This is a genomic window from Mucilaginibacter sp. PPCGB 2223 (assembly GCF_001705515.1).
Classification (GTDB): Bacteria; Bacteroidota; Bacteroidia; order Sphingobacteriales; family Sphingobacteriaceae; genus Mucilaginibacter.
Genome location: NZ_MDJS01000001.1, coordinates 1,964,143 through 1,978,004, shown reverse-complemented (window position 1 = coordinate 1,978,004; position 13,862 = coordinate 1,964,143). Strand labels below are relative to the sequence as shown.

The 13,862-nt window shown below is 49.5% G+C and carries 12 protein-coding genes; 3 read left to right on the top strand and 9 right to left on the bottom strand.

What is annotated here, in order from left to right:
• Positions 1-5: 5 nt before the first annotated feature.
• The 3 genes from BEL04_RS08570 to BEL04_RS24240 form a co-directional block, all read right to left on the bottom strand.
• Positions 6-3,167, bottom strand: a complete 3,162-nt coding sequence (locus tag BEL04_RS08570) for a SusC/RagA family TonB-linked outer membrane protein (RefSeq protein ID WP_066002335.1) — start codon at positions 3,165-3,167, stop codon at positions 6-8.
• A gap of 12 nt (positions 3,168-3,179) precedes the next feature.
• The gene (locus BEL04_RS08565; RefSeq protein WP_066002333.1) at positions 3,180-4,544 is read right to left on the bottom strand and encodes a TlpA disulfide reductase family protein; all 1,365 of its coding nucleotides are present in this window, start codon (positions 4,542-4,544) and stop codon (positions 3,180-3,182) included.
• A gap of 109 nt (positions 4,545-4,653) precedes the next feature.
• Entirely contained in the window at positions 4,654-4,917 is a 264-nt protein-coding gene (locus BEL04_RS24240; RefSeq protein ID WP_175404033.1) for a hypothetical protein, read from the bottom strand.
• A 400-nt stretch (positions 4,918-5,317) separates the two neighbouring features.
• Between BEL04_RS24240 and BEL04_RS08560 the strand changes: the two genes are divergently transcribed.
• A complete protein-coding gene (locus tag BEL04_RS08560) occupies positions 5,318-5,554 on the top strand; it encodes a helix-turn-helix domain-containing protein (RefSeq protein ID WP_066002328.1) in 237 nt (78 codons plus the stop codon).
• A 411-nt stretch (positions 5,555-5,965) separates the two neighbouring features.
• Here BEL04_RS08560 and BEL04_RS08550 read toward each other — a convergent pair whose 3' ends face one another.
• Genes BEL04_RS08550 through BEL04_RS08540 form a run of 3 tightly spaced genes read right to left on the bottom strand, consistent with a single transcriptional unit; the run spans position 5,966 to position 8,289 of the window.
• On the bottom strand, positions 5,966-6,280 hold the full coding sequence (locus BEL04_RS08550; protein ID WP_066002323.1) for a hypothetical protein: 315 nt from the start codon (positions 6,278-6,280) through the stop codon (positions 5,966-5,968).
• A gap of 8 nt (positions 6,281-6,288) precedes the next feature.
• Positions 6,289-7,632, bottom strand: coding sequence for a hypothetical protein (locus BEL04_RS08545; RefSeq protein ID WP_066002316.1), 1,344 nt, complete (start codon positions 7,630-7,632; stop codon positions 6,289-6,291).
• Positions 7,633-7,689: 57 nt separating this feature from the next.
• Positions 7,690-8,289, bottom strand: a complete 600-nt coding sequence (locus BEL04_RS08540; RefSeq protein ID WP_066002315.1) for a Crp/Fnr family transcriptional regulator — start codon at positions 8,287-8,289, stop codon at positions 7,690-7,692.
• 123 nt (positions 8,290-8,412) lie between these two features.
• Between BEL04_RS08540 and BEL04_RS08535 the strand changes: the two genes are divergently transcribed.
• On the top strand, positions 8,413-9,351 hold the full coding sequence (locus tag BEL04_RS08535; protein WP_066002314.1) for an RteC domain-containing protein: 939 nt from the start codon (positions 8,413-8,415) through the stop codon (positions 9,349-9,351).
• A 313-nt stretch (positions 9,352-9,664) separates the two neighbouring features.
• Positions 9,665-9,802: a hypothetical protein gene (locus BEL04_RS24235; RefSeq protein ID WP_175404032.1), complete on the top strand. Its 138-nt coding sequence runs from the start codon at positions 9,665-9,667 to the stop codon at positions 9,800-9,802.
• A 6-nt stretch (positions 9,803-9,808) separates the two neighbouring features.
• On the opposite strand, the gene BEL04_RS08530 is transcribed toward BEL04_RS24235, so the two are convergent.
• The 3 genes from BEL04_RS08530 to BEL04_RS08520 are packed head-to-tail and all read right to left on the bottom strand — an operon-like array spanning position 9,809 to position 13,846.
• Positions 9,809-10,441, bottom strand: coding sequence for a DNA/RNA non-specific endonuclease (locus BEL04_RS08530; RefSeq protein WP_066002313.1), 633 nt, complete (start codon positions 10,439-10,441; stop codon positions 9,809-9,811).
• Complete coding sequence (locus BEL04_RS08525; protein WP_066002311.1) at positions 10,438-11,478, bottom strand: hypothetical protein; 1,041 nt, start codon at positions 11,476-11,478, stop codon at positions 10,438-10,440. The genes BEL04_RS08530 and BEL04_RS08525 overlap by 4 nt, the downstream gene beginning before the upstream one ends.
• Before the next feature lies 1 nt (position 11,479).
• Positions 11,480-13,846: a hypothetical protein gene (locus BEL04_RS08520; RefSeq protein ID WP_139112963.1), complete on the bottom strand. Its 2,367-nt coding sequence runs from the start codon at positions 13,844-13,846 to the stop codon at positions 11,480-11,482.
• Positions 13,847-13,862 lie beyond the last annotated feature (16 nt).

The following is a 13,862-nucleotide window of genomic DNA, read 5'->3' as shown; positions in this document are numbered from 1 at the left end:
TGGGATCATTGATAAGTAAAGCGTAAGCCGCCCGCGATCGTCCGCGGGTTGGGGAAATTGTTTAAGTTGTTGTTGACATCAGGGTCCAGGTGCAGGGTATTGGCGCGCCAGAGGATACCCAGGTTCGCCGCATAAGCGTAGACCTCCAGTTTGCGCCAGCGGAAGGTCAGGCGGATATCCGACAGGCGGATATGGTCGCCTTTTTGTACCAGAACAGAGGAATAGCTATAAAAATCATCCCTCGCGGTGTTCGGCGTGGTGGGAATGGAAGGGACGTAGGTGTTTGTTTCATCACCCGGTTTTTGCCAGCGCAGCGCGTAATCGCCGCTTTGCCCCCCGAGCCCGTACTGGTTACCGTAACGCACGGAATTGGCGCGGAAATAATAGCCCAGCTCATAGCTGATATTGGCGGATAAGCTGAAGTTTTTGTAGCTGAAGGTATTGCGGAGCGCGCCGGTCACGACGGGCCTGGCGGGGCCGTTGTAAACCAGGTCGTAGGGGCTTGTGGCATTTTGTATGCCTGCCCAGTCTTTGCTGACCGCGCCGTTCAGGTAGCCCTGCGGATCGCCGGTTGCCGGGTCGAGGCCCGCCCAGCGATAGCTATAAATGGCATAAAGGGGATACCCCAGCAGGGCGTAGCCGCCCACGTTACCGCTTTGGACATAGGATGCGGTGCTGGATACCTGGTTATACGCGGTCACCTTATCGGTGACATAGCTCAGGAAATAGTCGGCCGTCCAGGACAGGCGCCCGGTCAGGATCCGGCCGTTCAGGTTCAGGTCAAGGCCGTGTCCCGCAGTCTCAGCGGTGTTGCCGGTAAAAACGGTGATGCCGGTGGAAGGCGGGTAGGCCGTGCTGCCGATCAGGTCACTGCCTTTCTTCCAGAAGAGTTCTATCGTGCCCGACAGGCGGTCGTTTTTCGTAGCGAAATCCACGCCCAGGTTGATGTGCCGGATGCGCTCCCAGCGCAAGTTGTTATTGGGCGGGTTAATGATGGTAGCAAAGGGTAAGAGCGTGCCCTGCCCGCTGCCATCAAAATAACTGGCCGTGGTATAAGCTGACAGGCTTTTATTAACATTGCCGTTATAGCCGTAAGTGGCGCGAACCTTCAATTCGGGTACCATTGCCCAATGATAGAAAGTTTCCTTGCTCAGGTTCCAGGCCGTGCCCAGCGACCAGAGCGGCACGCCTTTCTGGTTGGCATCGACCCCGAAAAGGTTCGATTCATCGCGCCGGGCACTGCCGCTCAGCGTGATCCTGCGGTCATAGGTATAAGCCGCATTGGCATAATAGGACAAGTAATGATCCGTCGCATCGCTCTCGCCATTATTCAACGGAATGGGAGTCCCAGCTGCAGGATTATCGTAGTAGGAGAATAAGGTAACCCCATCCACAGGCTTGCTGGTCGCATGCTCGGCATCATAACCGTAAAAACGCGTGGCGTCGGTCAGGACATGCAGGGTTTGCACCTCGTAACCCGCAATGGCACTGAGTTCGTGGAGGCCATAGCTATGATCATATCCCAGTTGCAAACGGCCGTCATGGTTCACCGAACTGCCGGTACCCAGGTCGAGGATACCGCCGGTCGGTAAGGGACGGGTCAGCGTCGTCCCGGAAACCTGCGTGTAGCGGTTGATCAGGTTGCGGGTATAATAGCTGCCGGCATCCTGCAGGTTTCGCGCGGTGGCCGTGCCGTTATCGTATTGGTACAGGGCCTGCACGCTGAAACCTAAGGGCAGGTGATAAAGCAGGCTGGCGTTGATCCGTTGTGTGGATAGCCGGGACGTATTATTGGCCAGTGCCAGTTCGTCCAGCGGGCGGTATCCCCAATCCAGGAAACCCAGTTGCTGGGCCGACGCCAGGAAGCTCTGGCGGTAGTCATGGATCAGCGCGAGGCTATTGCCCGCGCCATCCACCAGTGAAGCGTAAGGGTAGAGCAGCGCCCCGCGGTTCCAGGTCAGCGTGCCTGGATTATTGCGCTGGGCATTGGCTTGAGATAGGTTCAAACCCGCAGAAAACTCGAGTTTCTTATTAAAGAAGGTCCAGGTATTATTGGCGCTGAGGGTGATCCGGTCAAAGCCGTTGCCGGCCAGGTTATCGAGGTTCTTATCGGCCCCGGCGGAAAAGAAATAGCGCTGGGTGGCGCTGCCGCCGCTCAGGCTGGCGCTGTATTGCTGGTTCAGGCTGTTGCGGTACAGGTAATGCGAGATATCGTTTCGGCTGTCGATCTGGGTGAGGGCGGCGATTTGTGCGCTTACCGAAGCGGCGGATTGTTTGCCGTCGCGCTGGGCGATCAGCAGTTCAACGACAGGAGATAAGGGCAGATGCTGCGTGGAGTTTTCCGTCGAAGTGAAAAATCCTTCGCTGAAGAGGCGCTTTTCAATACTGATATAATCCGCGCTGTTCATCCGGCTGCCGTACCAGAGGTCGGGCCTTTCGCCCGCCTGTACGCTGCCGCTGAAAGATACTTCGGCAGGGCGATTGAATTTCCCTTTTTTCGTGGTGATGACCACGACGCCGTTGCCCGCTTTGGAGCCCCAGATGGATGCGGCCGCGGCATCTTTCAGCACGCTGATGCTTTCTACATCATTGGGGTTGATATTGGATACGGGTTCATTGTAGGGAAATCCGTCGACAACGATCAGCGGGTCGGCATTGGAAAAGAGGGTACTTTGCCCGCGGATGCGGAAAGCGTTGGTACCGCTGGCCGGGACAAAGGCCAGCCCGGGCGTTACGTCGCGCAGGCGGTCGGTGATATTGGTGCTGACGCCTCGCTCGATCAGCTCGCGGCTGACCTGTGTGAAAGAACCCGTAGCGCGCTCTTTGGGGATGTCCTGGTAACCGGTGGATACGGTGATCTCCCGGAGCGCCCCTGCAGCGGTTAACATGATCTGCAGGGGTGCCAAAGGCGGTGTGTTTAAGGCGATGGTGCTGTCCCGGTAACCGATGTAGCTGGCGCGCAGCGTACAGGGGAAAGTGGCTCCGGCGAAGCTAAAGCTGCCGTCGGCGCTGCTGACGATGCCCGTGGTTTTACCCGCGCAGCGCAGCAGTAATGAGGCGCCGGCGAGCGGTTTTCCGTCACTGCCGCTGACCCTCCCGTTTACAGGGGACTGGGCACGTGAAGGTAGCGCCGCTATCAAAAGTAATATCATATAGAGGTATTTCATAAAGGTTCAGGGTTAAGGTTTTAGGGTGGGTTTGTCGCGGATAACCAGGATCTCGGCGGGGTACGGCTTCTCGATGAACTGCAGGTCATATTTAGCGAGTTCCTTGTTTAGCGCGTCGAGGTTGCTCAATCGCGCTTCCAGGTCGAGGTCTACCATGCCGGTATATCCGGTCCCGTCCGCTATGGGCAGTGGGGAATTTTGCAGGTACTGGCGCTCCAGGCGCATCATCAGGGCGCTGAGTGGCGCGTTATGCAGGTGGCAGGCGTAAGGTCCGACATCTACTTTACGTTCTGCGCCGCTGCTTTTAAGCTTGTCGTTTTCCGAGGTTCGGATGAGTACCAGGCTGGGCACGGTTCGCTGCTCGGTGATGATGCTGTACGCAGGGAACAGGCGGTCGAGGTCCTCCCGGATAATGGCGAAGGCTGACGTGCGAAGTGACGGGGGAACCTGCAATTCGTAACACCAGCCGTTGCCGGCCTTCAGCCAGTCGCCGTACGCCTGGCCGGTTAGCTTCGAATTCATGTTAAGCGAATCTTTACTGTCCAGCCGGACGCGGGCCGAAGGAAACCACCGGTTATGATCAGCAAAGGCGAGACGGGCCAGCCAGATGAGCGGCGAGTTTCTTACGGTGAAACGCTGGCCCAAACTGTCAGGTGCGCTGATGTTCATACCGCCACCGATACCTTCCTGGACGCCGGAAAGCAGGCTATGGTAGCGAAGCGTACCGCCCGAACCGCCATTGCCGCCGATGAACAAAGGCTTTTGATTGTCGTAGGAGATGCGTACATCTTGTTTCTGCCGGAGGCCTGTATTGCCTGCTGGATCTTTGAGCATGCGGCGGATATTCAGGGGGGTAACCTGCTCGAAGCCGGTCGTGGCTCGTAAGACGCCTTTGCTGTCGATCCAGACATAATGCGGTAATTCGCGATGGGGGAAAAGTAGTTGCAGGGATTTGTCGCCCGTGACTTCGGGCAGATCAAATGGTTGCTGTTTGCGGACCTGGTCGAGCACGGCGGTCACCGTGGCCTTGCTTTCATAACTGACGGGTAGAAAGATGATCTTATCTCCGAACACGCGCTGCAGGCTGTCCATTTTGGGGATCATGGCCCGGCAGGGGGCACACCAGGTGGCCCAGAAATCGATGATCAGGAGTTTGCCTTTAAAGTCGGACAAGTGAACGGTTGAACGAGAAGTCCAGTTCAGGCTCAGGTTGCTGATTCCGGTGATCAAAATATCAGGCACGGTATCGCCGATCGCAACCTTGGGCGTCAGCGTGTTTTTGGGGCTGGTGCCGTCTTTATTTGGAATGGTTTTTTCCTGGGCGTTTGCTGTCAAAAAAAGGCAAAGCAGTGGCAGGAGGCATAGTTTATGCTTCATTTGAGAAAGAGTTGTTTTGTGAATAAATTTGTTTTAACCGGGTTTAAGGCGGTGGTTAAGGATTTATTCGGGTGGGCTGATCAGTAATAGCCAGGAGTGGGTGAGATGCTTAGCCATGATGTCCTCCTTTCTGCGGAAATGCGAAGTTTATAGGACCTGGCTTACTGCTGGCATCGCTAACAGGAACACTGGGCTGTTGAAAAGCTGAGGCTTTCTTTTTGTTATTATACGTGACAACCGAGTAAAAAGTAGAATATATATTTATTGACGCTCGGTAAAGTGAGTGGAGAGGAGGTTCATAAATAACATTGATACCAACACTTTTATGTTTATCAACTCTTTCATTTTCTCGAATCTTTGCTCTTGTGCTCATTATTAATTCCTCTTAATAAGAGCATTTTCATTTTAGTCAAACCTATAAGGCCGGGACAGAATTGAAATTGCCCGGACGCCTGTGTGGAACAGGGGGTAGCCGAAACTACCCAGGACGCAATCAATAAGCTGCCCCGGCCTTATAGGCTATGCTATAAGATCCGGGTGCTCACCTATCCTCGCGTCCTTTAATTTCCACATTGTCCGGACGAGGCTCTTTAGTGAACACCACTATATCTTCACGATAGTAAGTGTTACAAATGTATGTGTTTTATGTTCTTTAGATACTTTTTCTCATTATGCTTGTTAAACCATGATATTATCTAAATCAAATATACTAATAAAATAAAAGTAAACAAATTTGTTGACCAATATTTTTCAATATTCTTGAGCTTTCCTACATGGATGCAGAGTTAAAGAAATTTAGAAGTAATCTTGGAAAAAGAATTAAGCAGTTAAGAGTAAAAAGAGGACTGGATCAATCAGAATTAGCCGCCATAATCAATAAAGATAAACAGGTTATAAATAGATACGAAAAACAAGGCGCTAACCCAACTGCTTATATATTGAGTTTGTTGGCGAACGCACTGAAGGTTACTACGGATGATCTCTTGGATTTTAGTAAACTGGAGGAGTAGTTCAACCGACATTTGCTTTCATTTTCAAGGGCAGGCCTTTGATAAAAGTGTTGACATTTTTTTGATGTGATTTATGAGGACGGCCGTCATAATGTGATACCAATGATACCAAAAGAAAAATTATTCCAACGATAATAAAGAAAACACTGAAAAATCCAATAAGGCCTTCCCAAAATCTGGTGAACAGCATATTATTATAACTTTTGAAGCTTTCTATGCCGGTTATTTCGCGTCGATAAAAGGATCTTTTACCAAGCCAGTATCTCAAACCGAATCCTATCAAAAAAAATATGACACTTAAAATCCCCATGAATCCGTGGTTTTAATAGCAACAAACGTTTTATAATCGATAATGTTCAACTGAAAAGAGTGTTTTAGTTATTCATCAACTTTGGAAATTTGTGGCTTGTCTTATGGTTTTCTGTAAGGAAGTTTAAATCTTTCACTGTGAAATATCATTTCTCCCCATTCCCAGAACCGCCAAGGTTTGATAGTAAAAGTGCGATATAGATAACTGCCAGTATCTTTTTCTGGATGTTTACACAGATATAGGCCATATTGAAACATACAATTTTCTAAAGATCTGCCTTTACCTCCTTCTTCATCATATCGAAAACTTCCGTCTTCGTTACTATAGGAATAATTTTCTTTAGTAATGAAATTGAAAATTGGAAGGTTGCTTACAAGCACGATAACTATCACTGAGACTATTATTTTCTTTTTCATTTTATAGTTTAATTACATGGGCCATTGCTTGCTTTGGCTAGGCCGCCATTAGTATTAACATTACTTTGCCCTTTCAGGTTTGAAATACTGTCGCCCAGCCCGGCCGGGGTCATTGCTCGGTATTGCCCGGTCATTACTGATGTATAAGGCGAAGGGAGGTCTACATCACCTGCCGCACAGGCGTAAAATACAAAACTTGTGCAATTGAAATCGGTGAGATCGTAGGTGCCGGGAGGACTACTCACATAATTGACGATCTTATTGAAGTCGGTCGCGGATACATTATAAGTGATGCTCACATTATAATCCAGGCCGGAGTTATCGACAAGTTTGGATGGTGCATGTAATTTATCTTTCCCGGTGGCGTCGGGGTAAAAGCCGACTACCTGGGTGATGGATGTGCCTCCGCCGGTTTTGGTGAGCCCGATTGCCGTATGGCCTACACTGTTGGGGCCGAGATTAAAAGTGGTGCCCGGAAACGGTTCTTGCACGTAAACGGTGACTTGCATGGTGGCGTTGGCATCGGGGATACTGCCGAAGCAGTTCATATAGGCTTTTGGGTCAAGTTTCGGGCCTGATTCACCGGGTAGGTTGGATACTTCCGGTGCGCCTGATGCATCTCCGCCACCGCCACCACCTCCTCCGGCATAGTCGCCTCCGCCCATATCGATGCCACTATACAGGCTCGAATCATAAATGGAGTAACTGCAGTCCCGTTCTGCGTAAACGGTCAAAACACCGTCGGCGTCGTAGTAATTTTCCTCATACCATTGGCAGTCTTCCACGATATCGAGCATGGAAGCATGCAGGTGCGTGTTGGTGGGACTGGTTTCTGATTTTCCGGGTTTGATTTCGCCGATTTGCTTTCCTGATGAATAGACTATACCGTTCAGTAGGTGATACGCTTCGTCGTAAAAAAAGATGCGGCCGGTAAAGTCAGCAGTGGTGACCTTCTGTTTGCGTTGGTACCAGATGCCGTCGGGAATGATCTCCAGGATACGTGCCTGAATGCGGCCGGTAGAATCTCTTAAGAATGCAAGTTTCCGGTAACCCTGCGCAATATTGTTCATTATTGGCCGGCCCTCAAGACTGATCAGCCAGTAGCCGCTTTTTTTATTGGGCATATGTTCGGCTTTTTCCCAGGGGATGGTCAGCCGGGATAAGCTGAAGCGATGCGCTGAACCGGACGTTTGTGCGGTTGATAAGCTGCTCACATAAGATTTTGCTGCGGCGATGCTGAGCGTATCTGACGCGGGGAACGTAGGGGCAGGAGAGGAGGGAGCGACCTCATCTTTTTTACAGGATAGGATCATCGAAAGAAATAACCCTACATATATTAACTTTTTTTTCATTGGCTGAATTTTAAGGGAGATGGAATGGTTAATCAGGGGCGTCTTTTTTGATTTGGATCAATTTAACGGTGCGGCACGGATCCTGCTCAGGGTTTCCTGGGTAATGGACAGGAAAGAAGCGATCTGCCCGAGCGAGGCCTGCTGGAGCAGTTGCGGGTATTGCGCCAGGAGCATACGGTAGCGTTCGGCCGGCTTCTTTGTTCGTAACAGTACGGCCCGCTCCTCGGACTGGATATAATATTTTTGCGTGATGATGCGCCCGTGAAAGTTGAACTCGGGATGTTCGGCATATAACGATTGCAGTTGATCCCAGGTGATGGAAAGCAATTGGCTATCAGCTAAGAGTTCCACCTTTTCTGCCGCGGGTTGTTGGGTAAAGAAACTGTAAACCGAGATCATAAAATCTCCCGGGCCCATGAACCAGGTGGTATGCTCCCGGCCGTCGGCGTCATGGTAATAAGCTCTGGCGAACCCTTCCCGGATAAAATAGATCTTCCTGGCGACTTCTCCCGGGCGAACGAGTACGTGCTTTTTGGCAAAGCTTTCACGCTTCAGGTATTCTGATAATTGCTTCCGCAATCCCGCGGAAATGGGGGCGATAAAATGGAGGATCTGGTATAAGATCTCTTCGCCAGGCAGCTCTAACGGTATTTCCATGCGATTTTGATTTTGATCAAAACATACATATGAGGAGCTTATTAACTTTGAATATGTATTATCTAATCAATAGTTAACTAACTATCGTATAAAATGTTCTGATAAATATTAAAAAATATCGCTATGGAAAATTTTGAAAAAATAGCCGGGCAGGAAGCCGGTATCTTATCGCTTAATAAGCAGCCATTCACAAACTTGGACGGTGAGCTGTTGATGTTGCCGGATAAACGCAGGAATCACGGGTTGGAACGCCTGTATACCGCCCTGGAAAACCAGTTGCGTGAAGTCGCTGTGAGCCGCGAAAGGCCGATCGAGCGGTATCGCATTTCTGTGCGGATCTGCAAGAAGGCGATGGTTAAGCTAAAAAATTACATGTCCGGTTATACTTTTGAGGACCTGAACGAGGAGATCCATTTTTTTAAAGTGATCAAACCGCAGTTTTATAGTCAATACATCTTTTTTATCAATGTCTTTAATTTCTTGCTGCAGCGGCCGGCCGGCGGCGAGACCATCCAGCGCGATTATATCCATACGCATCTCGCTGAACTCAAGACTTTTTTTGACCATAACCGGGCCTTCTACAGCTATTACCGCTCCGGCATGACCCAGCTCGACGAGGTCTACTATACCCGCGGCGGCTTCGGCGTCCATGCCGAACTCGAAGACTTCGAAGAAGACGAACAATACAGCACCAGTCACGACTATAAACTCTCCAAGATCATCGCCAACGAAAAGTTCCAGGAATACCTCAACATCGAATTGGCCAAACTACAGGTCGGCCCCGAACAGCTCCTGCAACCATTTAAACCCGCCCAATGGACTGCCAGCCAAACCGACGCCGTCGAACTCATCTACGCCCTGAAGGCCACCGGCGCCGTCAACAACGGCAATATCGACATCGCCGAACTCGTCGGCATCTTCGAATACGCTTTCAGCATCGAACTCAAAGAGTATTACCACAAATACACCGACATCACCAGGCGTAAAAAGGAAATGGCCGTCTTCCTGGTCAAACTTAAAGAAGGGCTGCTCAGGTGGATCAATGACAAGATGGGGTTATAGACCGTCAAAAAAGGAAATCGAAATAATATATTGGTTATGTCATTGCAACGTTTCCAGTGCCGGCTCGTCGACTTAGGTTTACCGCCCCAAAGTAGTCAACGATCTCAAAACCATTCTGGTCAACGAAGTCCTAGCACCGTCAATGCTCTGTAAATAATCATGCAGGGCCGAGAGAATGGTATCAGTTCTTTTTGACGATAGGGGATACCAATGCCCCGTGTTGCCATGACGCAATCTGAAAGACCGCAACAACATCAGCTATGCGCTTTCAGAACAGCTGAATCAAAACGTCTATGGGAATAATTTCACAATCATGAACGAACACTACGAACTTTTCTGGCGTAAGCATGACCTGATGTACACCACACCCAATAAGCCCCAAACGAAAGCCAAAGAGATCGCGAAGTTGCTTTGGGAGAAGTTTATCGCCCAAGTCGGTATCACTTGCTGAAATTAGTTATAAATGCAGTCCGGTTTGTGTATTCAATTCTTGTTTTGAACGTTGCCATGGCGCATAACCATGGCCCTTGGAGCTGGGGTCGTTCGGGAAAATATAGCAGGTCCATTGTCCATTGATATAAATGGCTTTGTACATGTATTTAGGAATATTCTCTCCGCCCGGAAGGCGGCCGCGGCTTCCGATACCGCCGGCAATAATATGTAAAGTACGCGTTTTAGCCCAAACCTGCTCCTGTATCTCCAGACTTTTCCAATCCCCCTGATTGAAACTCTGATATTGCGGCAACATATTGCTCGTATAATAACATTCATCGTTAAACTGTCGGTCGCAGGCCGCATCCTCGGCGTTGAACAAATGCCCGAGATCAATCCAGCTGATGCGTGGTACTCCGTGATTGACCGCATAGTCTGAAGGTTGAGGACTACCCGGAATTTGCGGATCTGCGGCGAAACGATTGGTACGGCCCATTGGGTGCGCGCAGCTCACCATAGCAGGTGTCAAGTACCAGCTCACTGAATCGGGTTCTTTTAGTGCCGGATTGTAGTGCGTGACATAATCATGGTGCTGGATGGTCTGGGCATGAACAATCAGCGCAGTGCTGAGGAAAAGTAAAAGAATGGGCTTTTTCATTTAATCACAATGGTAAACTGGTTCGTACTGGTTGGACTGAGCGTAGCCGTCGGTGTGGATTGGGTCAGCACATTGGACAGCGTATCCTTACCGATAACTTTGGACGCAGAAATATAATAGGTGATAGGTTGCATGCTCTTGAATACAGCCAGGCCGTTTTGGTCAGCCGTTGCGCTTTTCAGACTGCCGGTGCATTTGTATTTGTATTTGGTGATCAGGCCAAGGTCCGAGAACACGCAAACCTGGGCGTTACCCATATAGGCACCATTCACGTCCGTTACGACGATCTTCAGTGTGGGCTTTTCCGGATTGATGGTGATATCCTTAGCCTCTAGGCCATTTGCAGCGTACGGTCCATAGGTGTTGGCGGTTGCCGTTGCCCGGTTGGATGTCGTGTCCCCGCCAACCGCGGTATACGCGGTTGCATAATATTTCACATTACCCAGATCGGCAAAGGTAACAATCCCTGCACTATTGGAAACCCCTGATTTATAACTAGCCATACAGGTGTTTTGGTTCTTCGTTAGGGATAAGGGATCAGTATAAAGGCAAACCTGCGCATTGGCGACCGCTGCACCGCCGGCATCTTTCACCGTTAAGACCAAAGTCGGCGTTGCCAGGGTTGACTGATCGATCAGCAGCACCTGGTTATCCAAGAAGGAATCTTTGGCGATATTTAGCGTAATAATCTTTTGATAGGTGATCTTCGCACTACTTCCGGGAATTCCACCGATATAAGTCGCCTTAAAAGAGTATTTCCCACCGCTCAAACCCGACAGGTCAAATGATCCGCTGGTTAGGGTGATGGCATAGTATTGGGTACTATCATCGCCTTTATAAATGGTCAGACTGACGTTTTTTGCCGTGTCAATAGTGCCTTTAAAGCTATTCCTAAAAAACACGGTACCACGGACCCGGGCGGATCCATCAAAAATCGCTTTATCCTGTTCTTTTTGCTCATCTGATTTCTTGCAGGTCCATAGCAGGGCTATCGAAGTGCCCAGCAATAAGATCAGGTATATCTTTATAGTTTTCATATCATTTACTGGATGGGTTGGCAATGGATTTTGCCGTGTTAAAAACGTTTTTGAAGGCCTCCAAACCGAACGATAAGGAGACGAACCAGTCACCCTTATATGTATCCTTGGTTTGCAGGACACCTTGGCCAGTGAAGAGGCTTTGGCTTTTACCCAGATGTACGCCGCCCATAATCGCAAACCCGCTTACGATTTCCCAGCCACCTCCCAGTAGGAAATTATTGATCGGCGCGTCATTATAGAGGTAACCGACATAGAAAAAAGGAGCGGCGCCGTCAGGGAAAATATCTTTGCGCTGGATATCGATTCGCCTGGTGAAGATCTGAACGCCGAAGTCCGGACCCATGCCTACATAATTAGTGGTAAAGGTTGCCGTATTCGTAGCGGGGTTAATAGAATAGGTCCTGCGGCTCAGATGGCTGTAGGCGATACCGGCTTTGAACCGAAAATTATACAGTTTGTTTATTCTGAATTTAAAAGCAACTCCTTGGGTAGTGAGGTTCTTCGCGGAAACGCTGTCCTGAAAAACATAGCTGCCTATCTGTGGCGCTTTATCCGGGTCCGGTGGCACGTTGACTTTCGTGATATAGTTCGGGGTCTGGTCAATCATTGGCAGCAAGGGCAAATTAATAACCCCGTTGCCGTACGGAATATAGAGATCGCTGATCCGTTTATAGGCGTTATAGATATCGTCCAGTTTTTTATGCGGGGGGGCGGCGGCCAAAGCCAGGCTAGTCTGTGTTCCTATAAAGTCAACATCGCTGCCGGCGGATGCAAACGTATACTTGATCACGATCTTTTTGGAAGGGTCCTGGTTCTCGGCGACAGCTTCCAGAAACTGGGCTTCGTTGATCTCCAGTTGCTGTGTAATATCAAAATGACGGTAATCATTCAGCGCGTCATGGTGCCGCATATAATGATAACCCGGGTGACTGAATTTATCGGTATACTGACTAATATTTAGATAGCCGTCATAAAACAGGGAGTCGGACAACATGGTCTTTTTCAGATCGCTCTGCGTCTTGGCACTTTTGGTCTGCTGGTCCTTTAATGTCTGGATATCCTTGGTAAGTTTATCCTGAGCCTTGACGATGACCTTCTGCAGATCCAGCATCGCGTTGAACGCTTTTAATTGGTCGGCATAATAGGGCGGCTTACAACAATCCTTCCCAGCCGGATTGAGCATCGCCTTATACAAATCGATCTTTTGGCCCAATGCGCTAAGAGATCGCGTGGAATCATTCAATTCCTCCGTCTTGGTATCGATCTGTCCTTTGCTGTCCGTAGGCAGTCCGCTAGTCAGCGGGTTAAGAGTGAGGTTATTCCCCTTGGTCGCCCAGGACAGGGCCAGCATGAATTTCAGAATATCAGGGTCGAGTACGCTGCTTTTGTACGTATTCGCGATTGCTTTATTGATTTCGCCGAACATGTTATCTCCGGCGGCTGTTTGATCGTAAACCGTTTTGATATGGGCATAACTGGTCTGGTCCTCTTTGCCTTTGATCTTGCTGTCCATCCAGTCAAATAACTCGGCCGCGTCTGCTTGTCCGGCCGCTTTCACGCCGTCCATCGCCGCTTTAAGGTTCTTTTTCTCTTTATCCAGATCTATTGCCCTGGCTTTAACCATCAGCGCGTTTAGTTGCTTCAATTGAGCATTAAGTACGTCATAGGTCACGTTGCGTAAACGAAGTTTATAACCCAAGCGGTAAAATGGGATATCTGCGGCAATCGTTATAGGTTTTGATTTAAACTTCCAGCTACAGCAATCCTCTGTACCAATCAGGGGCTCAGAAGCGGCGCATACTTTTGCGCCAGACGGAAAGGCGCCTCTGAAATCGTAGTCAACAACATAGCTTGCTTTGGCAAGGTCCACCGGATTCGGTATCGCCATATCTTTCATGTCCTCGCTGGGCGGCGACGTTCCCCGGTCCACAAATGTTTGTAACTTGGCCTTGTCTTCACTCAGATTACGCTTCGCCATGACGATATTGGCCACTTCCGGATCATGAGCTACCCAATCGAGCAATGCCGTCGCCATCTTGGCTTGCAAATCCCACAGCAGTCTGCGGTTGGTCCTGGTCACATTGTCCATGTTGATATTGTCCAGCACCGTATAGAGGTCGTTGGTATTCTTATCAAGGTTTTTAATGGTTTCCAGGTAACGCTGGTATGCGTCCAAAACCCGATTCCTATAATTCTCCTTGGTGCCGACGACCACGAATTCAATGCAATCCTTGGTGGTGACCAGGGCCGGCAGCTCGCTGGTGATCTGCCCGGATTCATTAAATGTTATGGTATACATCTTCTGTGCATGGACAATCTGTGCCGTCAACAACAATAAGGTGAAAAGGATTAGTTGGTATTTCATGTGATGGTGATTGAAA

Coding starts and splice junctions, on each gene's coding strand:
- BEL04_RS08560 (WP_066002328.1), top strand. CDS start 5,318: ATGGATGCAGAGTTAAAGAAATTTAGAAGTAATCTTGGAAAAAGAATT.
- BEL04_RS08520 (WP_139112963.1), bottom strand. CDS start 13,846: ATGAAATACCAACTAATCCTTTTCACCTTATTGTTGTTGACGGCACAG.
- BEL04_RS08565 (WP_066002333.1), bottom strand. CDS start 4,544: ATGAAGCATAAACTATGCCTCCTGCCACTGCTTTGCCTTTTTTTGACA.
- BEL04_RS08550 (WP_066002323.1), bottom strand. CDS start 6,280: ATGAAAAAGAAAATAATAGTCTCAGTGATAGTTATCGTGCTTGTAAGC.
- BEL04_RS24240 (WP_175404033.1), bottom strand. CDS start 4,917: ATGAGCACAAGAGCAAAGATTCGAGAAAATGAAAGAGTTGATAAACAT.
- BEL04_RS08535 (WP_066002314.1), top strand. CDS start 8,413: ATGGAAAATTTTGAAAAAATAGCCGGGCAGGAAGCCGGTATCTTATCG.
- BEL04_RS08570 (WP_066002335.1), bottom strand. CDS start 3,167: ATGAAATACCTCTATATGATATTACTTTTGATAGCGGCGCTACCTTCA.
- BEL04_RS08530 (WP_066002313.1), bottom strand. CDS start 10,441: ATGAAAAAGCCCATTCTTTTACTTTTCCTCAGCACTGCGCTGATTGTT.
- BEL04_RS08545 (WP_066002316.1), bottom strand. CDS start 7,632: ATGAAAAAAAAGTTAATATATGTAGGGTTATTTCTTTCGATGATCCTA.
- BEL04_RS08525 (WP_066002311.1), bottom strand. CDS start 11,478: ATGAAAACTATAAAGATATACCTGATCTTATTGCTGGGCACTTCGATA.
- BEL04_RS08540 (WP_066002315.1), bottom strand. CDS start 8,289: ATGGAAATACCGTTAGAGCTGCCTGGCGAAGAGATCTTATACCAGATC.
- BEL04_RS24235 (WP_175404032.1), top strand. CDS start 9,665: ATGAACGAACACTACGAACTTTTCTGGCGTAAGCATGACCTGATGTAC.